At 70.3% G+C, this 21,028-nt stretch carries 20 protein-coding genes; 10 read left to right on the top strand and 10 right to left on the bottom strand.

The genetic code is table 11. From position 1 onward, the window contains the following. Nucleotides 1-2: 2 nt before the first annotated feature. Complete coding sequence (locus tag OHA25_RS19915; protein ID WP_305924971.1) at nucleotides 3-1,481, bottom strand: PAS domain-containing sensor histidine kinase; 1,479 nt, start codon at nucleotides 1,479-1,481, stop codon at nucleotides 3-5. Nucleotides 1,482-2,010: 529 nt separating this feature from the next. On the opposite strand from OHA25_RS19915, the gene OHA25_RS19910 reads away from it, so the two are divergent. The 6 genes from OHA25_RS19910 (at nucleotide 2,011) to OHA25_RS19885 (ending at nucleotide 8,034) form a co-directional block, all read left to right on the top strand. Beyond that, nucleotides 2,011-2,730: a GntR family transcriptional regulator gene (locus tag OHA25_RS19910; RefSeq protein WP_127936225.1), complete on the top strand. Its 720-nt coding sequence runs from the start codon at nucleotides 2,011-2,013 to the stop codon at nucleotides 2,728-2,730. 240 nt (nucleotides 2,731-2,970) lie between these two features. Then, nucleotides 2,971-3,684: a dethiobiotin synthase gene (gene bioD, locus OHA25_RS19905; protein WP_327589026.1), complete on the top strand. Its 714-nt coding sequence runs from the start codon at nucleotides 2,971-2,973 to the stop codon at nucleotides 3,682-3,684. An 81-nt stretch (nucleotides 3,685-3,765) separates the two neighbouring features. Further along, complete coding sequence (locus tag OHA25_RS19900; RefSeq protein ID WP_327589025.1) at nucleotides 3,766-4,926, top strand: sensor histidine kinase; 1,161 nt, start codon at nucleotides 3,766-3,768, stop codon at nucleotides 4,924-4,926. Continuing rightward, entirely contained in the window at nucleotides 4,917-5,573 is a 657-nt protein-coding gene (locus OHA25_RS19895; RefSeq protein WP_305924974.1) for a response regulator transcription factor, read from the top strand. The genes OHA25_RS19900 and OHA25_RS19895 overlap by 10 nt, the downstream gene beginning before the upstream one ends. Then, nucleotides 5,570-6,346: a DUF4097 family beta strand repeat-containing protein gene (locus OHA25_RS19890; protein WP_327589024.1), complete on the top strand. Its 777-nt coding sequence runs from the start codon at nucleotides 5,570-5,572 to the stop codon at nucleotides 6,344-6,346. Before OHA25_RS19895 ends, OHA25_RS19890 begins: the two co-directional genes overlap by 4 nt. A 41-nt stretch (nucleotides 6,347-6,387) precedes the next feature. Then, nucleotides 6,388-8,034: an acetolactate synthase gene (locus tag OHA25_RS19885; RefSeq protein ID WP_327589023.1), complete on the top strand. Its 1,647-nt coding sequence runs from the start codon at nucleotides 6,388-6,390 to the stop codon at nucleotides 8,032-8,034. Nucleotides 8,035-8,037: 3 nt separating this feature from the next. On the opposite strand, the gene OHA25_RS19880 is transcribed toward OHA25_RS19885, so the two are convergent. Next, nucleotides 8,038-9,675, bottom strand: a complete 1,638-nt coding sequence (locus OHA25_RS19880) for a serine/threonine-protein kinase (RefSeq protein WP_327589022.1) — start codon at nucleotides 9,673-9,675, stop codon at nucleotides 8,038-8,040. A 251-nt stretch (nucleotides 9,676-9,926) separates the two neighbouring features. Here OHA25_RS19880 and OHA25_RS19875 point away from each other — a divergent pair, with 251 nt between their 5' ends. Continuing rightward, nucleotides 9,927-10,307, top strand: coding sequence for a thioesterase family protein (locus tag OHA25_RS19875; protein ID WP_327589021.1), 381 nt, complete (start codon nucleotides 9,927-9,929; stop codon nucleotides 10,305-10,307). Between the two features lie 25 nt (nucleotides 10,308-10,332). On the opposite strand, the gene OHA25_RS19870 is transcribed toward OHA25_RS19875, so the two are convergent. The 6 genes from OHA25_RS19870 to OHA25_RS19845 all read right to left on the bottom strand — a co-directional run bounded on the left by OHA25_RS19870 (nucleotide 10,333) and on the right by OHA25_RS19845 (nucleotide 15,732). Next, the gene (locus OHA25_RS19870) at nucleotides 10,333-10,953 is read right to left on the bottom strand and encodes a dihydrofolate reductase family protein (RefSeq protein WP_327589020.1); all 621 of its coding nucleotides are present in this window, start codon (nucleotides 10,951-10,953) and stop codon (nucleotides 10,333-10,335) included. 97 nt (nucleotides 10,954-11,050) lie between these two features. After that, nucleotides 11,051-12,337 carry an HD-GYP domain-containing protein gene (locus tag OHA25_RS19865; protein WP_327589019.1) on the bottom strand — a complete coding sequence of 429 codons (1,287 nt, stop codon included), beginning with the start codon at nucleotides 12,335-12,337 and terminating at the stop codon, nucleotides 11,051-11,053. After that, nucleotides 12,334-13,686: an HD-GYP domain-containing protein gene (locus OHA25_RS19860; RefSeq protein WP_327589018.1), complete on the bottom strand. Its 1,353-nt coding sequence runs from the start codon at nucleotides 13,684-13,686 to the stop codon at nucleotides 12,334-12,336. The genes OHA25_RS19865 and OHA25_RS19860 overlap by 4 nt, the downstream gene beginning before the upstream one ends. 225 nt (nucleotides 13,687-13,911) lie before the next feature. Then, a complete protein-coding gene (locus OHA25_RS19855) occupies nucleotides 13,912-14,853 on the bottom strand; it encodes an NAD-dependent epimerase/dehydratase family protein (RefSeq protein WP_305924982.1) in 942 nt (313 codons plus the stop codon). 10 nt (nucleotides 14,854-14,863) lie between these two features. Beyond that, a complete protein-coding gene (gene rsrA / locus OHA25_RS19850) occupies nucleotides 14,864-15,130 on the bottom strand; it encodes a mycothiol system anti-sigma-R factor (RefSeq protein WP_305924983.1) in 267 nt (88 codons plus the stop codon). Continuing rightward, on the bottom strand, nucleotides 15,127-15,732 hold the full coding sequence (locus tag OHA25_RS19845; RefSeq protein ID WP_305924984.1) for a sigma-70 family RNA polymerase sigma factor: 606 nt from the start codon (nucleotides 15,730-15,732) through the stop codon (nucleotides 15,127-15,129). Before OHA25_RS19845 ends, rsrA begins: the two co-directional genes overlap by 4 nt. A 233-nt stretch (nucleotides 15,733-15,965) precedes the next feature. Between OHA25_RS19845 and OHA25_RS19840 the strand changes: the two genes are divergently transcribed. Beyond that, entirely contained in the window at nucleotides 15,966-16,706 is a 741-nt protein-coding gene (locus tag OHA25_RS19840) for a class I SAM-dependent methyltransferase (RefSeq protein WP_305924985.1), read from the top strand. Between the two features lie 45 nt (nucleotides 16,707-16,751). Here OHA25_RS19840 and OHA25_RS19835 read toward each other — a convergent pair whose 3' ends face one another. Continuing rightward, nucleotides 16,752-17,084: a TraR/DksA family transcriptional regulator gene (locus tag OHA25_RS19835; protein WP_305924986.1), complete on the bottom strand. Its 333-nt coding sequence runs from the start codon at nucleotides 17,082-17,084 to the stop codon at nucleotides 16,752-16,754. 155 nt (nucleotides 17,085-17,239) lie between these two features. Beyond that, nucleotides 17,240-17,986 carry an SOS response-associated peptidase gene (locus tag OHA25_RS19830; RefSeq protein ID WP_305924987.1) on the bottom strand — a complete coding sequence of 249 codons (747 nt, stop codon included), beginning with the start codon at nucleotides 17,984-17,986 and terminating at the stop codon, nucleotides 17,240-17,242. A gap of 107 nt (nucleotides 17,987-18,093) precedes the next feature. On the opposite strand from OHA25_RS19830, the gene aroA reads away from it, so the two are divergent. After that, nucleotides 18,094-19,386 carry a 3-phosphoshikimate 1-carboxyvinyltransferase gene (gene aroA / locus OHA25_RS19825; protein ID WP_327589017.1) on the top strand — a complete coding sequence of 431 codons (1,293 nt, stop codon included), beginning with the start codon at nucleotides 18,094-18,096 and terminating at the stop codon, nucleotides 19,384-19,386. Nucleotides 19,387-19,668: 282 nt separating this feature from the next. Further along, nucleotides 19,669-20,718: a ribosome small subunit-dependent GTPase A gene (gene rsgA, locus OHA25_RS19820; protein WP_327591012.1), complete on the top strand. Its 1,050-nt coding sequence runs from the start codon at nucleotides 19,669-19,671 to the stop codon at nucleotides 20,716-20,718. The last annotated feature ends 310 nt before the right edge of the window (nucleotides 20,719-21,028 follow it).

Genomic DNA, 21,028 nt, shown 5'->3' with positions numbered 1-21,028 from the left:
ATTCAGGGGCTCACGCCCGTCGGGAGCGGGATCGACAGCACGGCCTCCGTGCCGCCTTCGAGACGCGGCTGGATGCAGATCCTGCCCGACAGCTCCCCTTCGACGAGCGTACGGACGATCTGCAGGCCCAGGCTGGTGGAGCTGTCGAGGTCGAAGGCCTCGGGCAGACCTCTCCCGTCGTCCCACACGGTGACGTTGAGCCGGTCGAGCGCCGGCTCCACCACCACCTCCAGCCGCTTGGGCCGCCCATGCTGCAACGCGTTCTGCAGCAGCTCGGTCAGCGCCATGGCGAGCGGCGTGGCGATCAACGACGGCAGCACGCCGAACCCGCCGACGCGTCGTGGCATGACCGCCACCTCCGGCGAGGACACCTCCCCGGCCATCGCGATCACCCGGTCGGCGATCTCGTCGAAGTTCACGAACTCCTCGGGCGCGTGCGACAGCGTCTCGTGCACGATGGCGATCGACCCGACCCGGCGTACGGCCTCCTCCAGCGCCTCACGGCCCTCCGGGACCTGCAGGCGGCGCGCCTGCAGGCGGAGCAGCGCGGCCACGGTCTGCAGGTTGTTCTTCACCCGGTGGTGGATCTCGCGGATGGTGGCGTCCTTGGTCATCAGCTCGCGCTCGCGGCGCCGCAGCTCGGTGACGTCCCTGATGAGCACCAGCGCGCCGATGCGCCCCCCGCCGACGATCAGCGGGATGGCTCTGAGCTGCACGATCGTGCCGCCGGACTCGACCTCGGTCTCCTTGGCCGCGCGCCCGCTGGCCACGATCATGAGGTCTTCGTTGATCGGCTCGTCGGAGTAGCACAAGGTGGCGGTGACCCGGCCCAGCTCGGCGCCGACCAGGTCGGCGTGCAGGCCGAGGCGGCGGTAGGCGGACAGAGCGTTCGGAGAGGCGTACGTGACGCGCCCGGCGCGGTCGAGCCTGAGCAGGCCGTCGCCGACGCGCGGCGAACGCACCAGGATCGGCTCCTCGCCGGAGAACGGGAAGCGGCCCTCGGCCACCATCTGCGCCAGGTCGGAGGCGCTCTGCAGGTAGGTCAGCTCCAGGCGGGAAGGCGTGCGGGCCGAGGACAGGTTCGTGGAGCGCTGGATCACCGCCAGGAAGCGGCCCTCGCCGCCCTCGACCGCGCGCCGGACCGGGATGGTCTCCTCCCTGACCGGAACGCCCGTGGACCAGTCGGGGTCGCCCTCACGGCAGATGCGGCGCTCGTTCCAGGCCGTGTCGATGAGGTGGCGCTCGCCTTTGGCCACCACGCTGCCGACGATGTCGTCGTGGTAGACGGTGGGCCCCGTCGTGGGGCGCATCTGCGCGATCGCGATCCAGCCGTTCTCCCCCAGCAGGGGCGCCCACAGGATGAGGTCGGCGAACGACAGGTCGGCCAGCAACTGCCAGTCGGAGACCAGCGAGTGCAGCCAATCGAGGTCCGCCGCGTCGAGAGTGGTGTGGCGGGCGACGAGGTCGCTGAGAGTCGGCACGATTGCATCATGCGTGCTCTCTCCCCCCAGAGCCAAACTGGCCCAGTGGAGCCCCGGGGAGTCAGGACGCCGATGAGCGGGCATTACTCCCTAGTAGGCCGCCGCACGCCCGCCTACTCGCGCAGTGAACACGGATACGGCATCGTTCACGCGACTGGCCATTTTGTGAAATCTCATATTGTGAGAACAGTCACACTGCCAAAGTCGCTCCGATCCCGGGACGGGGTTGTGCGGGGGAAGCCGGAGGTGATTCCCACGGGCAGGTGGTACGGCTTCGCACATGCGGAGACCTGCGGCGGGCCGCTGGGCGCGGCGCTCATCACGGCCTCGGTTGCGGGCGTGCGCGCCGCTGAGGATATCCTTCACCATCGGCCTGAGCAGCCCGGATTCGCGCGTGCCAGGCACCGTCCGCGCCCGGTGCCGGTCGGCCGCTGTCGCCCGCGGTTGACCGTTCGGGCCAATGTGAGTTCCGATGATCTCGCGGTGATCAGACACGCCTCACCGCCGTGGCAGAAGTGAAGGTGAGCGCGTGACAGACGACAGCCCCCGCGTACCGAAGTACTACGACGTCAAACGCAGCCTGCTCGAGCTCACCAAGAGCCTGCCGCCGGGCACGGCGCTGCCGCCCGAGCGGACGCTGGCCGTGCGGTTCGAGACCTCGCGCACCACGGTCCGTCAGGCGCTCACCGAGCTCGTGGTGGAGGGGCGGCTGCTGCGCATCCAGGGCAAGGGCACGTTCGTGGCGCAGCCGAAGGTCGCGCAGGTGCTCCAGCTGACCTCCTACATCGGCGACCTGCGCACCGCCGGCCTGGAGCCGGATACCAAGATCCTCGAGATGGGATACATCACCGCGGACGAGGCCCTGGCGCGGCGGCTGGCCATCAACCCGGGCGGGCGCGTGCTGCGCATCCACCGGCTCCGCCTGGCCAACGGTGAGCCCGTGTCCATCGACACCACCCACCTGTCGGCGCGGCGCTTCCCGCGGCTGCGGCGAGAGCTGGAGGTGCACTCGTCGCTGTACGAGACGCTGCACAACGCCTACAACGTGCGGCTCACGGACGCCGAGGAGATCATCGAGACCGTGCTGGCGACGCCGTACGACGCCAAGGCGCTCGGTGTGGACGTCGGCCTGCCCATGCTCCTTCTCACCCGCCACGCCTTCGACGCCGACGGCAACCCCGTTGAATGGGCTCAATCGTTGTATCGCGGTGACCGGTACAAGTTCGTCACGCGTCTTCGCCGTCCCTAAGGCTCCTCGACTTCGCCGTCCTCAAGACCCCTGTCTTCGCCGTCCTCGAGACCCCTGTCTTCGCCGTCCCTAAAACCCTTTTTTCTTTACGGCGGTGCCGGCTTGACCGCCTCGCCGACGTTGGCGCGCGACATTCAAGCGCCGGTCGTGAACGCTCACGTGGTTCTCGCCGTTACGAGCGTCTTGTGGGCCGGCCAAGTGGTTTCATCTGGGCCACGGGGCTGTGCCTACGCTGGGGTTATGAGCATCCTTGTGGTCGCGGGGACCGGCACCGGGGTTGGCAAGACCGTCGTGGCGGCGGCCGTGGCCGCGCTGGCCAGGGGGCGTGGGGCTTCCGTGGCCGTGGTCAAGCCTGCTCAGACGGGCGTGGCTCCCGGTGAAGCCGGGGATCTGGATGCGGTCATCCGGCTGGCCGGAGTGACCACGACGTTTGAGTTGTGCCGGTTCGCCGAGTCGCTCTCCCCTGCCGCGGCGTCCCGGGTCGCCGGGGTGCCGCCCGTGTCGATGGTTGATGCCGTGCGGCTGGTGCGGGAGCTGCGTGAGAGCAACCGACTGGTGCTCGTGGAGGGCACCGGAGGGCTGCTGGAGCGGTATGACGAGGACGGCACGACCATCGCCGACCTGGCACGGTCGTTGGGGGCGCAGGTGCTCGTGGTCGTCAGGGCCGGGGGCGGGAGCGTCAATCAGGCGGCGCTCACGCTGGAGGCCCTCGCGCATCGAGGGCTCGATCTCGCCGGGCTCGTCATCGGGCGGTGGCCGGACGATCCCGGGGTCGTGGAGCGGAGCAACGTGGCGGATCTGGAGATGCTGGCCGCGCGGCCGTTGGCGGGCGCGTTGCCGGAGGGTGCGGGCGGCCTCGAGAGAGAGGCCTTCGCGGAGGTGGCGCGCAGCGGGCTGGGCCCCATGCTGGGTGGCGTCTTCGATCCCGTGGCCTTCCGGCAGCGGGTGCTGTAGCAAGAGGTAGAGCTAGCCCCACCATCCATCCGCACACCAGACCTATTTCGCGTCGTCCCCACTGCTCAATACCGTTGAGGCATGAAAGTCCCCCGTCCATGGTCGGCACGGGCCTGGCTCGACACGGCGCACCTGATGGTCGGCCTGCCGGTCGCCATCGTGCTCGGTGGGCTGACGCTCGTCCTGATCGTGGCGCCTCCCCTGCTGCGGCGTGGGCTGCCGTGGTTCACCCGGGTGCAGCGCTCCCGGTTCGAGGCGTTCCTCGGTGCGCGCATCCCGCCCGTGCGCACGCCGAGCCAGTGGCGCAGCCCGGCCACGTGGCGGCAGATCGGCTACCATCTGCTGTCCCCGATCGTGGGGATGGCCGCCGCGTTCTTGGTGGCGGTGGCGTGGGGCGGGGCGATCGTGGGGCTGTTGTCGTTCCTGCCGCCGAAGCTGCAGCGCCCGCCGCTGGAGTTCGTGATCGACCTCAGGGACAACCGGGTGGTGATGATCTTCATGGCGGTCGGTCTGGTGCTGCTGCTGCTCGCGCCGGTCCTGGCGCGGGGCATGGCGGCGCTGGACCTGTCGGTGGCCCGTACACTGCTCGGCCCCAGCCGGTCGGAGCTGGGGCAGCGGATCGAGACGCTGACCGAGAGCCGGGCGGGCGTGATCGACGCGGCCGACGCCGAGCGCCGCAGGATCGAGCGGGACCTCCACGACGGCGCTCAGCAGCGCCTGGTCTCCCTGGCCATGAACCTGGGACTGGCCAGGGCCACCCTGACCGACCTGCCCGATCCGGCCAAGGAGGCCATCGCGCAGGCGCACGAGGAGGCCAAGCAGGCGCTCAAGGAGCTGCGCGACTTCGTCCGCGGCCTGCATCCGGCCGTGCTCAACGACCAGGGCCTCGACGCGGCGCTGTCCGGCGTCGCCGCCCGCGCCCCCTTCCCCGTGAAGCTGCACGTCGACATCGATCGGCGTGCCTCCCCGACCATTGAGGCGGTGGCCTTCTTCATCGTGTCCGAAGCACTGACCAACATCGCCAAGCACGCCGCCGCCACCAAGGCCCAGATCCGCGTGCGGCGCGAGCACGACCGGCTGCACATGCTCGTGTACGACGACGGCTGCGGCGGAGCCCGGCTGGACGGCGGCACCGGGCTGCGCGGCCTGGCGCAGCGCATCGACTCCGTCGACGGGACGCTCCGGCTGTCCAGCCCGCTCGGCGGCCCGACGACGATCGAGGTGGACCTGCCGTGCGAGTAGTGCTCGCCGAGGATTCCGTGCTCCTGCGCGAAGGGCTGATCCGGCTGCTCGATGCCTCGGGCATGGAGGTCGTGGCGGCCGTGGACGAGGCCGAGGGGCTGCTGCGGGCGGCCGAGGAGCACCGTCCTGAGCTGGTCATCACCGACGTCCGGATGCCGCCCACGCACACCGACGAAGGGCTGCGGGCCGCGCTCGTGCTCCGCCGCCAGCAGCCCGGCCTGCCGGTGCTCGTGCTCTCCCAGTACGTCGAGGAGCGCTACGCCGCCCAGTTGCTCGCCTCGGCCGCGAACGGCGGCGTCGGCTACCTGCTGAAGGACCGGGTGGCGGACGTGACCGAGTTCATCGACGCGCTGCGCAGGGTGGCCTCCGGCGGCACGGCGCTCGACCCGGAGGTGGTGGCCCAGCTGCTGCTGCGCGGCAACAGCGACCCGCTGGAGCGTCTGACGCCGAGGGAGCACGAGGTGCTCAGGCTGATGGCGGAGGGCCGCTCCAACGCCGGCATCGGCCAGGCGCTCGTGCTCAGCGAGGGCGCGGTGGGCAAGCACATCGGCAACATCTTCGCCAAGCTCGACCTGTCCCCGGCCGAGGGCGACCACCGGCGGGTGCTCGCCGTGCTGCAGTTCCTGAAGATCAGGAGCCTGCCGTGAGAGCCGCTTGGCTCACCGCCGGCGCCGTGGTGACGGTGGTCGCGCTGCTCATCTCCTCGGTGCTGATCTGGCGCGGCTTCGCCAGGGCCAGGACGCCGGTGGACACCGCGCTGCGGTCGATCCCGTTCACGAAGGACAAGGTGAGGATCGCGGCGGCCTCGGGGCAGGTGGACCTGTTCATCGTGCCCGGCCAGGCCGGCGAGCTGCTGATCCAGAGAACGCTCCGGTGGTCCAGGGACCGGCCGACCGTCACCGAGGACTGGAACGCCGCCGACTCGGCCCTGCGGCTGGAGGCGGTCTGCCCGCGCGCTGACCAGCCGGACGGCCCCATCTGCCGGGCCGAGTACGTGATCACCGTGCCGCCGGAGACCGACCTCGTGGCCGGCACCACCAAGGGCGTGCTCGCCGTGAACGAGGCCTTCGGGAGCCTGCGCCTGACCTCCGTCTCCGGCGACATCCGCCTCCACGACGTCGCGGGCTCCCTGTGGGCCAGGACCGGCACCGGAAGCATCGAGGGGGAGGGGCTCGACGGCGACGCGGCCGACGTGGAGGCCGGCTCAGGCCGGGTGCACCTGTCGTTCACGAGCCCTCCGACGTCCGTCAGGGCTGTGGTCAGGACCAGAGGCGACATCACCGTGGGCGTGCCCGACGGCACCTACAACGTGGCCGTGGATGCCACCAACTCCAGCATCGGCATCAAGCGGGACAGGGAATCGCCGCGGAAGATCGTCGCGACGACGACAGACGGCTCCGTGTCCTTGTTCCACCATTGAAGGTCTGTTTACCCGTGTGACTGGTTGGTAAGTTCCCCGGCATGGAGTCTGCGAAGCACGCCGGTGACGCCGCCGTCGCCGTGTCCAAGGCCTATGGCGTCGAGACCATGTTCACCTTGTCCGGGGGGCACGTCTTCCCGCTCTACGACGGCGCCGTGCACGAGGACATGCGCATCCTCGACGTACGCCATGAGCAGAGCGCGGTGTTCGCCGCCGAGGCGACGGCCAGGCTGACCAGGAGGCCGGGACTGGCCGTGCTGACCGCCGGCCCCGGCATCACCAACGGCGTCAGCGGCATCGCGACCGCCCACTTCAACGGCTCGCCGGTGGTCGTCATGGGCGGGCGCGCGCCCCAGTCGCGCTGGGGCAGCGGCGCGCTGCAGGAAATGGACCACCCGCCGCTGCTGGGCCCGATCACCAAGCTGTCGTTCACCGCGAGCGACGCCGAGTCGGTCGGCCAGGAGGTCGAGTCGGCCTTCCGCACGGCCGTCGCCCCCCATCGCGGGCCGGTCTTCGTCGACTTCTACATGGACCACCTGTTCTCCCCCTCGCCGGTGCACAAGGTGCGGACGCAGACGCCCTCGCCGCTGGAGCCCGACCCCGACGACCTGGCCGCGATCGCGCGACTGCTGGCCGAGGCCGAGCGCCCGGTGCTGGTCTACGGCTCGGACGTGTGGATGGACCGGGCCGAGGAGGCCGCGCGTGACTTCGCCGAGACGTGGCGGCTGCCGGTCATCCCCAACGGCCAGGGCCGGGGTGTCCTGCCCTCGGGGCACGAGCTGCTGGTCACCCGGGCCCGCGGGCAGGCCTTCGCCCAGGCGGACCTGGTGATCGTGGTCGGCACGCCGCTCGACTTCCGCCTGGGCTACGGGTGGTTCGGTGGCAAGGACGGCGCGCCGCTGGCCCGCGTGGTGCACATCGTGGACGCGCCGTCGCAGCTGGCCACGCACATGCAGCCGGCCGCGTCCGCCGCCGGCGACCTGTCGGTGGTGTTCTGGAGTCTCGGCACGGCCTGCGGGGACGCGGGGGTCAAGCCGGACGCGTACGCCCCGTGGGTGTCCAAGCTGTCCGACGCGGCGGCCGCGGCCATCGCGGGCGACGCCGAGCTCCTGGCCTCGGACTCCGACCCGATCCACCCCATGCGCATCTACGGCGAGCTGGGCAAGGTGCTGGCCGAGGACGCCGTGGTGATCGGCGACGGCGGCGACTTCGTCTCCTACGCGGGCAAATACGTCGAGCCCAAGCAGCCGGGCAACTGGCTCGACCCGGGCCCGTACGGCTGTCTGGGCACCGGCCTCGGCTACTCCATCGCCGCCCGCCTGGCCCGGCCGTCCTCCCAGGTGGTGCTGCTGCTCGGCGACGGCGCGGCCGGCTTCTCGCTGATGGACGTCGACACCCTCGTCCGCCACAAGCTGCCGGTCGTCATGATCTGCGGCAACAACGGCATGTGGGGCCTGGAGAAGCACCCCATGCAGCTGCTGTACGGCTACGACGTGGCCGCCGACCTGCAGCCGCAGTGCCGCTACGACCAGGTCGTGACCGCGCTGGGCGGCGGAGGCGAGCTGGTCACCAAGCCGTCGGAGATCGGCCCGGCGCTGCGCAGGGCGTTCGACTCGGGCATCCCGTACATGGTGAACATCGCCACCGACCCGCAGGTCGCCTACCCCCGCAGCACCACCGGCGTGTAGCCCCTACTTCGGCGTGGCGGATGTGCCGGGAGTCGCCGACGGCGTCGAGCAGACGCCGTCGATGACGACCAGCGAGACCGGTTTGGTCACGTCGTAGGCTGTGCCGCCGGCCGGATTGGTCTTCTGGATCTTGCCGCAGCGCATGCCGTCGGTGGTGCTGGTGGAGTCGAACACTCGCGTGACGAAGCCGGCTGCCTCCACCATCTCCTGGCCCTTCAGGAACGGCATCCCGACCACCTTGGGCACGAGCACCTTCTTGACGCTCGGCGTGGGCGTGCCGGACGGCGTCTTCGACGGTGTCGAGGTAGGCGTCTTCGACGGCGTGGGAGTCGGGGTCTCCTCTTCCTCGGTCTTCGTGGGCCTGGGCCGGGTGGTCGTCGGCCTGGGATCCGGTGTCGGGGTGGTCTTGGGCTTGGGCTTCGTGGTGGACGGCTTGGGCGTGTTCTTGGGCGTGCTCTCCTCCGCGGCGGGAGCCGCGGTGTTCGTCGGCGTCGGGTCACCGGTGGTCATACCGGTCAGCGCGACCGCGGTGGCGCCCGCGCCGAGCACGACCACCGCGGCGATGCCGGCGATCAGGCCGGTCCTGCGCGGGGCCTTGGCGGCGCGGCGGCCGCGCCGCTCGGCCACCGTCGTCTCCTCCGGGCCGGCCATGCGCACGCCGGTCTGGTACGGGTCGGCGGCGTACTGACCGGTCTGGTGCGAGCTCGCATCGTACTGACCGGGCTGGTGCGGGCTTGCGGCGTATTGTCCGGTCTGACGCGGCGGGTAGTCCGCCGGCGGCACCATGGTGGCCCCGGTGACCGGCGGCTGCACGGGTTCGGGGGCCTGGCCGCTGGCGATCGCGCGGGCCGCCTCGCTCATGGCCTTGGCCGTCGGGTAACGCCTGGCCGGGTCCTTCGACAGGGCGATCTCAACGAGCGTGCGCACGGCAGGCGGGATGCCGGGCGGCAGCGGCGGCGGGGCCTCGCGGATGTGCTTGAGCGCGATCGTGACCGCGCTGTCGCCGTCGAACGGCCGCTGCCCCACGAGGCACTCGTACGCGACCACGCCGAGCGCGTAAATGTCGACCGCAGGCGTGACGGGCGCGCCCTCGGCCTGCTCCGGGGCGCAGTAGGCGGCCGTGCCGAGCACCATGCCGGCGTCGGTGAGCCGGTTGGCGAGGTCGGAGCGGGCGATGCCGAAGTCGGTGAGCACCAGCGTGCCGTCACGCTGCACGAGCAGGTTGCCCGGCTTGACGTCGCGGTGCACGATGCCCTGGTCGTGCACGGCCTGCAGCGCCGACGCGGCCTGCGCGATCAGCTCCATGGCCGCCTGCGGCGGGATCCTGCCCAGCCTGGACAGCAGCCGGTCGAGCGGCTCGCCGTCCACGAACTTCATCACCAGGTAGACGGTGTCGCCGCTGACGCCGTAGTCGTAGACGTCGACGACGCCGGCGTGGTTGATCGTGGCCATCGCCCGCGCTTCCCCCTGAAAGCGAGCGACGAAGCCAGGATCTTCCATGCGGCCCGGAAGCAGCACCTTCACGGCGACGGTGCGCGCCAGGACGATGTCCTCGCCACGCCACACCTCGCCCATGCCACCGGCGCCGATGCGGGTATCAAGCCGATACCGCCCCGCCAGTGTCGTCCCTTGGGCCACCATGATCCCCCCGCTACCCCCCTACCTCGGTAACCTCTTCAACCCCGCAGTTGTCCAACAAAGCGAACCTTTGTCGCGGTGAGGTAACACAGCGGTCACGGAACTCAGAGAGTGTACGACTCACTAGTCTCACATGCCACTCATATGTCTTAAGCCGTACAAAGCCTATCCTGCGGCCTTACGACCGTACTTGTCCGCGTTTCCGGGAAGTCAGGGGGCCTCTTGGTTGGTGCGGCCTCCCGTAGGCTGATCCCATGACGCTTGCTCCGGGTCTCCGCTCCCAGCTGCTCATCATGGTCGAGATGGAGGACACCGCGAAGCGGGCCGGCAGCGGCGACGTGCCCGTGCTGGCCACGCCCCGGCTGCTCGCGCTGGCCGAGGCGGCCACCCTGCGCGCGATCGAGCAGCACCTCGCGCCCGGCGAGACCTCCGTCGGCACGCGGGTCGAGCTCGAGCACCTGGCCGCCAGCCCGCTGGGCAGGCACGTCCAGATCGGCGTCGAGCTGACCGAGGTCGACGGCCGGCGTCTGGTCTTCTCCTTCGAGGCCCATGACAAGAGCACCGTCGTGGGCCGGGGCACGATCGAGCGCGTCGTGGTCGACCGCGCGAAGTTCCTGGCCCGCGCCACTCGATGACGGCGATCAGATCGCGGCGCGCAGCTCAGCGGGCGCTCATGTCCCCCGTCCCGGGCGTGCCCTCGGCGAGCCCGTAGCGCAGGTACACGGTGCCCTTCGGACCGGCTGCCGGCGGTTCGAGGAGTGTGACGTTCGTGGGCACCGCGCCGCCGTCGAACACCTTCTTCCCGACGCCGAGCATGATCGGGTGCACCCAGAGGTCGAGACGGTCGAAGAGCTTCTCGCGCAGGAGGGTCTGCACCAGGTTCAGGCTCCCGACGACCTTCACGTGCTCGTGCCGGTCACGGATCTCGCGCACCGCTCCGGCCAGGTCCGGGCCGAGCTGCGTGGAGCCGGCCCACGAGAGGTCGGGCCTGCCGCGGGAGGCCACATACTTCGGGACGCTGTTGAAGAGCGTGGCGATCTCGTTGTCCTGGCCGCCCTCCTGGTGCGGCCAGAAGGCGGCGAAGATGTCATACGTCCGCCGGCCGAGCAGGAGGGCGTCCGTGCCCTCGTACGCGGCACCGACCTGCGCCCCGGCGACCTCGTCCCACAGGGGCGCCTGCCAGCCGCCGAACGGGAACCCCTCCGGGTCCTCGTCGGGGCCGCCGGGCGCCTGCCCGACGAGGTCGAGGGTGGCGAACAGCTCGATGTGGATGAGGCCCATGTCTACTCCTCTGAGGTGGTCGTCTCGGTCGGGAGGTAGACCTGTGGGCGCCGGCAGACTCATCGCTGCGGCACCGGCGCGATCTACGGCTGTGGTCCTACAGACGACCTCGGTCGATCACGCGGGCCAGCGCCTCCAGCGCGTGCGGATCGTACGCGCCGCCGGGGGCGAACCGGATCCGCTCCAGCGCGGCCCCCGCACGGTCGCGGTCGGTCGAGGGCCCCACCAGGTCATCGTAGGCGTTGGCGACCTTGATGATGCGGCTCGACAGCGGCGGGTCGGCGGCGATCGGGTCGCACTGGCGTCTGACCACCTCCGCCACCCTGTCCAGCACGCCCGTCTGCTTGATCACCTCGGCGCCCAGCTCGGCGATGCGGCGCGCCTGCTCCGGCTCGCTGAGCACGGTGGCGCCGCCGGGGATGGGGTCACGCAGCGACAGCTGACCGATGTCGTGCATGAGCGCGGCGTACTCCAACTCGAGCAGCTCGGGCTCGGCCATGCCCAGCTCCCTGCCGATCGCCACGGCCAGGCGGCTCACCCGGCGCGAGTGACCGGGCTCGACATAGCCGCCGACCTCGGTGACCCGGGACAACGCCCGCACGGTCTGCAGGTAGGTGGCGCGGATCCCGGCGTATTTACGGAAGGCCACCTGCGTGACCAGCAGCGGCGCCGCGAACACCAGCAGCGCGACCAGGTCCATGCTGTGCGTGGCCAGCGCGAGCAACACCCCTGACGAGCCCACGGCGGCGCCGAGCGGCAGGGCCATGTTGATCTCGTCGCGCACGGCCACCCGGAACGCGGTGCGTACCTGCTCAGACCTGAGCCAGGCCGCGATCAGCACGTCCATCAGCAGGCTGGCGACGAAGAGCGTGACCATGACGGCGAGCGCCGGCCACCAGGTGCTGGTGGGCGGCTTGGTCAGGTCGTAGAGCGGGTCGGCCAGCGGGCGGAAGGCGAAGGCCAGCAACGCGCCGGTGAGCAGACGGCGGGCCATCGCGTCCATGCGCGGCGGACGGCCCACCGCCAGATGCGGCAGCGCGCCCGCCAGCATGCCGACCGCGATCACGGCCACGACCTGCAGGGCCGAGTGCTCCAGCTGATGCTGGCTCAGGTCGAGCAGTAACGTGTAGCCGAGCGCCGCCGCGGCGCCGATGGGCGCGACCTCCCTGTTGCCCGGCATGGTGAGCCTGGCCAGTTCGCCGACCGCGATCAGCGCGCCGAACCCGACGGCGATCTCCGGCCGGTCGAGCCCGACCGCGGCCGTGTGCGCGACACCCGCGACCGCCACCAGGCCGGCGGCGCAGATGAGCAAGAGCTGTCCCGAGTCGAGCCTGCGCAGGACAGTGGTTCGTTCGGCGCGCCCGGCGCGTTCCGTGGTGATCATGGCCCGGTCACGACCTGGATCGGCATGGTGGGATCGTCATGGTCCTTGATCGGGGCCTCCGCCGGGTCGGGCGGCGGCTCGACGCGGCGAGGCGGCTGCCACGGCTCCCGCTCCAGCGCGCGGATGAAGGCCGCGACCATCACCGGATCGAAGTGGGTGCCGGCGCTCTTGCGCAGCTCCTCGACGGCCTCGGGCACGGGCCTGGCGCCGCGGTAGGAACGGTCCGAGGTCATCGAGTCGAACGCGTCGGCGACCGCGATGACCTTGGCGAACTCGGGGATCTCGTCGCCGGCCAGCCCCATGGGGTAACCGGTGCCGTCGTGTTTCTCGTGGTGGTGCATGATCCCGGCGTAGGCTTCGTCGAGGAAGCCGATGCCGCGGACGATCTCCAGCCCGCGCATGGGGTGCAGCTGGATCGCGGCGAACTCCTCCTCGGTGAGCGGCCCGTCCTTCTGCAGCACCTTGGTGGGCACGCCGAGCTTGCCCACGTCGTGCAGCATGCCGGCGTACCGGATGGCCCGCACACGTTCCAGGCCCATGCCGATCTCATGGGCGATCATGGACGAGGCGAGCGAGACGCGCGTGCAGTGGCCGCGCGTGTAATAGTCCTTGGTCTCCACGGCCTGACAGAGCGCGGCGATGGTGGCGTCGTAGGAGCGCTGCTGCGCGTGGTATTGCCCGAACGCCCACCGCGCCACGAACAGCGGCACCAGCACCAGCACCGCGGAGATCGACTGCACCGTCGCCCAGAGCCCGGCCACGAGCAGCCCGAACGTGCCGTAACCCAGGTAGGACAGCACGAACTGGACCATGCCCCGCAGCGGCACCTCGGCGGGCCGCACCCTAGTGGCGAGCGCGACCATGGTAAGCGTCAGCGCGATGTTGAGCGGCACGAACACGGCGGTGGCCGCCGCGTAGGGGCCGATGAGGTCGTCGAACGCGTTGACCTCCGGCACGCCGACCTTTCCGTCGAGCGCCACGTAGACCTGCCCGGCCACATAGCCGCAGATGGCGAACTGCGCGCCGTTGAACAGCCGTTTGATCAGCGGCAGCCCGGGCCGCACGCTCACCACGGCGGTGAGCCCCACCAGCGCCGCACCCACCGGTCCGATCAGCACGACGGCGGCCAGCGAGGCGGAGAAGCTGACCGAGACCGCGAACTGCTCCACGTTGAGCAGCGTCGGCATCGACTCGCACACCAGGAAGAGCAGGGCGAGCACCAGCAGGACGTCGAGATCCTGCTGGGCCACCGGAGCGCCGGAGGCGATCGCGCCGCGTATGACGAGAGCGGCCGCCACGCCGAACACGGCGACCAGATAGACCCGCGCCGGCCATGGCAGGTCACGCATTGCGGCCCCCCTACGGTCTGATCAGGTCCAGGACACTCCAGGAGGCAGCGCCCCGCCGATGGCCATCACCACCGGGGTGATCAGCACGATGGCGGTGAGCAGCCGGGCGACCATTACCTTCAACATCGACATGCCTCCAGGTCGACTTTCTGGGGTTCACGCTACAGAAGACGACGTGGCCGCACCGGCAGAGCGGGAAATCGCAAGCAAAGCGTAATCAAGCCACTACGACCGGCGATGTGATCTGGCCCACTCCACGGTGTTTTTGATCCCTGTGCCCAGGTCGGTGCGTGGTTGCCAGCCGAGCCCTTCGTGAGCCGGCACCGGGTCGACCGCCATGGCCGGCAGGTCACCCAGACGCGGCGGCGCGAAGCCCGGCTTGTCAGCGGCGCCTGCGGCGTCGGCGATCAGCGCGTGCAGGCGCCGGTCGGTGGTCTGGATGCCGGTGCCCAGGTTGAACCTGCGCCCATCGCCGGCCTGGCCGCAGGCCCGCACGAAGCCGTCGACCACGTCATCGACGTAGATGTAGTCGCGGGTCTGGCTGCCGTCGCCGTAGACGACGGTGGGCGTGCCGTTGAGCAGGGCGTCGGTGAAGATCGACACGACGCCGGCCTCGCCTTCCGGCGACTGGCGCGGGCCGTAGACGTTGGAGAGCACGAGCGTGGTGTATTCGAGGCCGTAGAGGGCGCGGAACATGGCGAGGTAGATCTCGCCGCTCAGCTTCGAGGCGGCGTAGGGCGAGCGCGGGTCGGTGGCCGCGTCCCCGGGCACCGGAATCGTGCTCGGGCGGCCGTAGACGGCCACGGACGAGGCGAACAGCACCTTGCGCGTCCGTCCCACGTGGGCCGCGGCCAGCACGCGCGCGGTGCCTTCGACGTTGACGGAGGCGTCGTGCCCCGGGTCGGCGACGCTCTTGCGGACGCTGATCTGCGCCGCCAGGTGGCAGATCACCTCGGGCTGCAGCTCGGCCGTCAGGTCGGGCAGAGCCGGATCGCGCACGTCCAGCTCGTGCAGCCGGAACCGGTCATTGGTGACCGCCTGGGCCAGGTTGGCCATGCTCCCCGACGATAGATCGTCCACCGCCACGACCTCATGACCGTCTGTAAGCAGACGATCGACGAGATTCGAACCGATGAACCCGGCACCCCCGGTGACCAACACACGCATGGGGTAGATCCTAGTCGGCCAGCTCGGCCCTCACTTGAGCGATACGGGCCAGCACCTTGGAACGCAGGTCAGCCGGGACGGGGTCGCAGCCGCAGTGCTTATGCACGAGCTGCTTGATCGCCTTGTCCAGGTCGTATTCCTTCAGGCACGGGCTGCATTCGTCGAGGTGCACGCGGATCTCGACGACGTCACTGTCCGTCAGCTCGCCGTCGAGATAGGCGTAGACCTTGTCCAGCACCTCGCGACAGTCGGTGTCGTGCGGGTTGCCACAGCTCATTTCGATCCCTCCGCCGGGACCAGGCCACGCTCGCGAGCATAATCCTCAAGGAGGCCCCGCAGCTGCCTGCGTCCCCTGTGCAGCCTCGACATCACGGTGCCGATCGGCGTGCCCATGATGTCGGCGATCTCCTTGTAGGGGAAGCCTTCGACGTCGGCCAGATAGACCGCGATCCTGAACTCCTCGGGCAGCGCCGCCAGCGCCTGCTTGATGTCCCCGTCGGGCAGGTGCTCGAGCGCCTCGACCTCGGCCGACTTCAGGCCGCTGGAGGTGTGCGACTCGGCCCTGGCGAGCTGCCAGTCCTCGATCTCCTCCGTGCCGGACTGCTTCGGCTCACGCTGCTTCTTGCGATAGCTGTTGATGAACGTGTTCGTCAAGATCCGGTAGAGCCACGCCTTGAGGTTGGTGCCCTGCTGGAACTGATGGAACGAGGCGAACGCCTTGGCGAAGGTCTCTTGCAGGAGATCCTCCGCGTCCGACGGATTCCGGGTCATCCGGAGCGCGGCGGAGTAGAGCTGCTCGAGATAGGGCATGACGTCTCGCTCGAACCGCTCGCTTCGCTGCTCCAGCGTCTCCGCGTTTGTCGCGGGCACCGGACCCACCCCCCTAAGATCACCGGTGACCGGCTGTGGCAGGACACCGTACTCAGGGGAGGATACCCGTTGCTCCGGTACGGGCCGGGCATCAGGTAGGGGGTCGACCAATGTGAGCATGCTCGTCGCAACACCCCCGCGCCGCTGTCTGTTCCCGCAAGATAGAAGGTACGAAGGACCCGGTGCGGGGAACGTCATACGTACCGGCTGGTAGCCCTTTTTCCGGAACCCAGGAGTCGCGTGTGCTGCCCATTCCGGCCGAGGAACTCAACGGCTCAGGGACGCTCGGGCCGTACTGGACGTTCTACCGCGCCGTCGCCGCCGAACAACTCAACCGATGGCTTCCCGCCGACCCCTCCGTGATCCTCGATCTGTCCGGCGGCCGCGGGCGATGGTCCGGCCAGGCGGCCAGGGCGGGACATCGGGTGATCGAGTTGCTCGACTTCCGCCGCACCGTCGACGGGCAGTCCCGGTTGCGGGACGCCGACCGCGTCCGCCACATACGCGCCGACGATCTGTCGTTCCTGCCGGACGCGAGCGTGGACGCGGTGCTCGCCGAGGAGCGGGTGATGTCGATCGAGCTCATGGCGGAGTCGGCGATGAACGACGTGGCCAGGGTGCTGCGGCCAGGCGGGCGGGCGCTGGTGTGCGTCGACTCGCTGGTGCTGGGCATGGCGATCCTGGCCGAGCAGGAGCAGTGGCAACATCTGCGGCAGACGGGCGAGGTCATGCTCGTGCCCTGGCCGGACGGCAGCATCACGCGCTGCTTCAGCAGCACGCAGCTGCGTGAGCTGCTGATCGGCGCCGGCCTCGAGGTGGAGTGGATGCGGCCGCGCACGGTGCTGTCGCCGTCCACGGTGGACCACGTGCTCGGCTCCGACGCGCGGTCCCTGACCTGGCTCGTGCGCACGGAGCTCGAAGCCCACCCGGACGACGACGACACGGTCGGCATCCACCTGGTGGCCAGCGCCCGCAAGAGCTGATCCGCCGTTCTTCGTGTCCGGCGGCCGGCTCCCGGCGTCGGCCTCTTAGTGGCGGCGCTCCTGCTTGGACTGGCACTGCACGCAGCGCGCTGCCTCGGGCCGCGCCTCGAGGCGGCCCTCGGGCACCGGCTTGCCGCAGTCGACGCAGCTGCCGTACACGCCTTCCTCGATGCGCTTGATCGCCTCGATCACGGCGCGTCGCTGCGCGGTGGCCACGGTCAGCATGGCCTGAGCACGGTCGGCATCAGTCAGGTCCGAGCCTGCGTCGGCCGCCGAATACTCGCGTACCGCGACAGGATCTCCCTGGAGCACCCCGATCGAGCGATCCAGCTCGGCGAGCATCTCTTCCAGCCGCTCTCGAGCGGTCGTGACGTCCACGAATCCGCACCTCCGGGTAAAAAGAGGGCAACCCGCAGCGAGGACTCCCCGGATGTCCCGCCCGGTGGCAATTAGGGGCTTTGTGGCGGTGACACCGAGTAAACGGATGCATCGCTTTCCTCACCGAATGCCCACTTACCGCGCTTCTTACACCTTTAGAAAAGCGCCGTTTCCTCCCCATCAGGCAGCGGTTTGATGAGGTCGGGACCGTTGTTTCTGACGTTGTTGACGTCCGTCGAGACCGCGTACGCCGTGAGCCGCCCCTGCTCGGCCGGAATCAGCAGCCGCGAGGCCTGCTCGGTGTCGGTGAGCTTGGGGTCGAGCCACTCCTGCCAGCGCTCCCGCTCGATCATCATGGGCATCCTGTCGTGAATGCGGCCCAAGTGGTCCTCGGCGTTAGTGGTGATGACGGTGCAGGTGACGAGCCACTTCAGCGGGTCGTCGTCGTCCCGCGACGGGTCCTTCCAGAATTCGTACAGGCCCGCCATGGCCAGCACCCCGCCGTCCTCCGGATGGATGAAGTACGGCTGCTTCTTCTTTTTCTCGCCTTCGACCGGCATCCATTCGAAGTAGCCGTCGGCCGGGAGCAGGCATCTGCGCTTGGCGAAGGCCTGACGAAAGGACGGCTTCTCGGCCACCGTCTCGATCCTGGCGTTGATCAACCGCGACCCGATCGACGGATCCTTCGCCCACGCGGGCACCAGGCCCCACTTGACGACCCTGAGCTGCCGCACCGCCCGCTCGGCGTCCTTGGGGACGCGGCTCAGCACGGCGTAGACATTCTTGGTGGGGGCGACGTTGTAGTCGGCGTTGAGCTCCTTGTCGGGCTCGGCGTCCTGCTCGACCTGGAACTCCTCGAGCAGCTCGTGCTTCTTGCGCGCCGACGCGTATCTACCGCACATGACCCCACAGTGCCACGTACGGCTTTCGCTCGCATGTTTGCCTCCGCTGCGTAGTCGTTATCCACAGGCTGTGACCTAGCCCTGCCGCGCCCAAGTACCCTTTGACCATGTCCACTTCGCACTGGCCCGCGCCGGCCGCGACCGCCCCTGTCACCGCCACCGTTTCGCTGCCCGGCTCCAAATCGGTGACCAACCGGGCGCTCGTCCTCGCCGCACTTGCCGAGGCCCCTGGCGTCGTGCGCAAGGCGCTGCGCGGCCGCGACGCGGACCTCATGGTGGCGGCGCTGCGCGCGCTGGGCGCCACGCTGACGGCCGGCGAGGAGACCACCGCGGGCGTGGACTGGCACGTGACGCCCGGCCCGATCCGCGGCGGCGCCGCCATCGACGCCGGTCTGGCGGGCACGGTCATGCGGTTCGTCCCGCCGATGGCGGCCCTCGCCGACGGCCCCGTCTCCTTCGACGGCGACCCGCACGCGCGCAAACGCCCGATGGGTCCCATCCTCGACGGCCTGCGCGCGCTGGGGGCGCGGGTGGACAACGACGCGCTGCCGTTCACGATCAGCGGGCCGCTGGCGGGCGGCGAGGTGACGCTGGACGCGTCGGGATCGTCGCAGTTCGTCTCGGGTCTGCTGCTGACGGCGGCGCGGTTCGAGAAGGGCATCACGATCCGCCACGTGGGCCCGCCGGTGCCTTCGCAGCCGCACATCGAGATGACCGTGCAGATGCTCAGGGCGGCCGGCGTCACGGTCGACGACAGCGAGCACGACGTCTGGCGGGTCGAGCCCGGGCCGATCGCGGCCAGGGATCTGACGGTGGAGCCCGACCTGTCCAACGCGGCTCCGTTCCTGGCCGCAGCCCTCGTCACGGGCGGCACGGTCACCATCCCGGCCTGGCCGCTGCGGACGACGCAGCCGGGCGACGCGCTGCGCGGGCTGCTGACCGCCATGGGCGGCACGGTCACCAGGGCGGAGTCCCCCGGCGCGGACGTCACCGACCTGGTCGTCTCGGGCACGGGTGAGATCTCCGGCATCGACGCCGACCTCCACGAGGTCGGCGAGCTGACCCCGACGATCGCCGCCCTGGCCGCGCTCGCGACGACGCCGAGCCGCATCCGCGGCGTGGGCCACCTGCGCGGCCACGAGACCGACCGGCTCGCCGCGCTCGCCACCGAGATCAACCGCCTGGGCGGCGACGCGGAGGAGACCGAGGACGGCCTCGTCATCCGCCCCCGCCCGCTCCACGGCGGCACCTTCCACAGCTACGACGACCATCGCATGGCCACGGCCGGCGCCGTGATCGGCCTCCGGGTGCCCGGCGTGGAGGTGGAGAACATCGCGACCACCGCCAAGACCCTCCCGGAGTTCGTCCAGATGTGGACGGCCATGCTGGAAGCACGATGACCAGGACCCCACGCCTGAAACCGGAGCCGGTCCCACGATGACCGGACCCGAGGGCCGGCTGGTTTCACGACCAATGCTCCGGGCACGTCGGACATGTGCGACACGTGCTAGCACGCTGCCCGCATTCCGACGCGAGGATCCACCCCCACCACGCCACCCGGCCACGCCCGGGCGGCGCCCGCAACCGAAAACCGGCGCGGGCCGCATCCCCTGCGGTCACCTCCGCGCCGGCCGTCCATCGACCCATCCGTGGAAGGGAAGCAAGCGTATGGGAGCAGACCGCTGAGAAAGCGGGAGTACGACGAGGACGACGTACGGGTCAGGCCGGGCAAAGGCTCACGGCCGCGGACTCGGATTCGTCCTGCGCATGAGGACGCCGTCGAAGGTTTCGTGGTCGCGGTCGACCGCGGCCGCTACACGACGCTGGTCGAGCTCGAACGCCCCAAGGGATCGGCCCAGAAACGCAAGCAACAGCAGCAACACCGGCTCGTGGTCGCCATGAAGGCCCGCGAGCTGGGCCGCAAGGGCATCGTCGTAGGCGACAGGGTCGCCCTGGTCGGCGACGTGTCCGGCCGTCCCGACACCCTGGCCAGGGTCGTACGCGTGGAGCCGCGCACCTCGATGTTGCGCCGCTCGGCCGACGACACCGAGGACACCGACGGCATCGAACGCCCGATCGTGGCCAACGCCGACCAGCTCGTCATCGTGACCGCCCTGGCCGACCCGCCACCTCGGCCGCGCATGATCGACAGGATCCTGGTGGCGGCGTTCGACGCGGAGATCGACACCCTGCTCTGCCTCACCAAGTCCGACCTCGCCCCGCCGGACGAGCTGATAGCCCTCTACGAGCCGCTGGGCGTGCAGCACGTCGTCGTCCACAAGGGCGGCCCGCTGGAGGAGCTCCGCGAGCACCTGACGGGCCGCATCAGCGTCATGGTCGGCCACTCGGGCGTGGGCAAGTCCACCCTGGTCAACGTCCTGGTCCCGGACGCCAACCGGGCCGTCTCCCAGGTCAACGCGGTGACCGGCCGCGGCCGCCACACCTCCACCTCCGCCGTGGCCCTGGAGCTGCCGGACGGCGGCTGGATCATCGACACGCCCGGGGTCCGCAGCTTCGGCCTGGCTCATGTGTCGGTGGAAACGGTCCTGGCCGCGTTCCCTGACCTGGTGGAGGGCACGGTCAAATGCCCCAAGGGGTGCACGCACCTGGGCGACGGCTGCGCGCTGGACGCCTGGGCGGCCGCGGGCAACGCCGACCCCGCCCGCCTGGAGTCCCTCCGCCGCCTCCTGTCCAGCCGTGAGGGCACCCTGGACGAGCCCCCAAGCACTTGACCTCCATTCCACACGCCACCCCGACGACGCCCGCCCCCGCCCACCTCACTTCGGCTCAGGCCCCTCCGGAGGAGGCCCGAAAGGGGCGGGATGCCGCACCGCCCCTTCCACCTCCGCGCACGTCCCTCCGGAGGAGGCCCGAAAGGGGCGGAGTGCCGCACGGCTCCTTCCACCTCCGCGCAAGTCCCTGCCCGGAGGAGGCGGCACCTCACGGGCCTGCGGGGCTCGCTGGGCGGTGTGAGAGACGCGGGAAGCGTCGCATCGACGACTGACGGGGCGAGATGCTCCCTGACGACGAACCGCCGAACCT

The sequence above is a fragment of the Nonomuraea sp. NBC_00507 genome, from assembly GCF_036013525.1.
Classification (GTDB): domain Bacteria; phylum Actinomycetota; class Actinomycetes; order Streptosporangiales; family Streptosporangiaceae; genus Nonomuraea.
The sequence above is the reverse complement of the archived record's forward strand: the minus strand, read 5'-3'. Positions and strand labels throughout refer to the sequence as shown.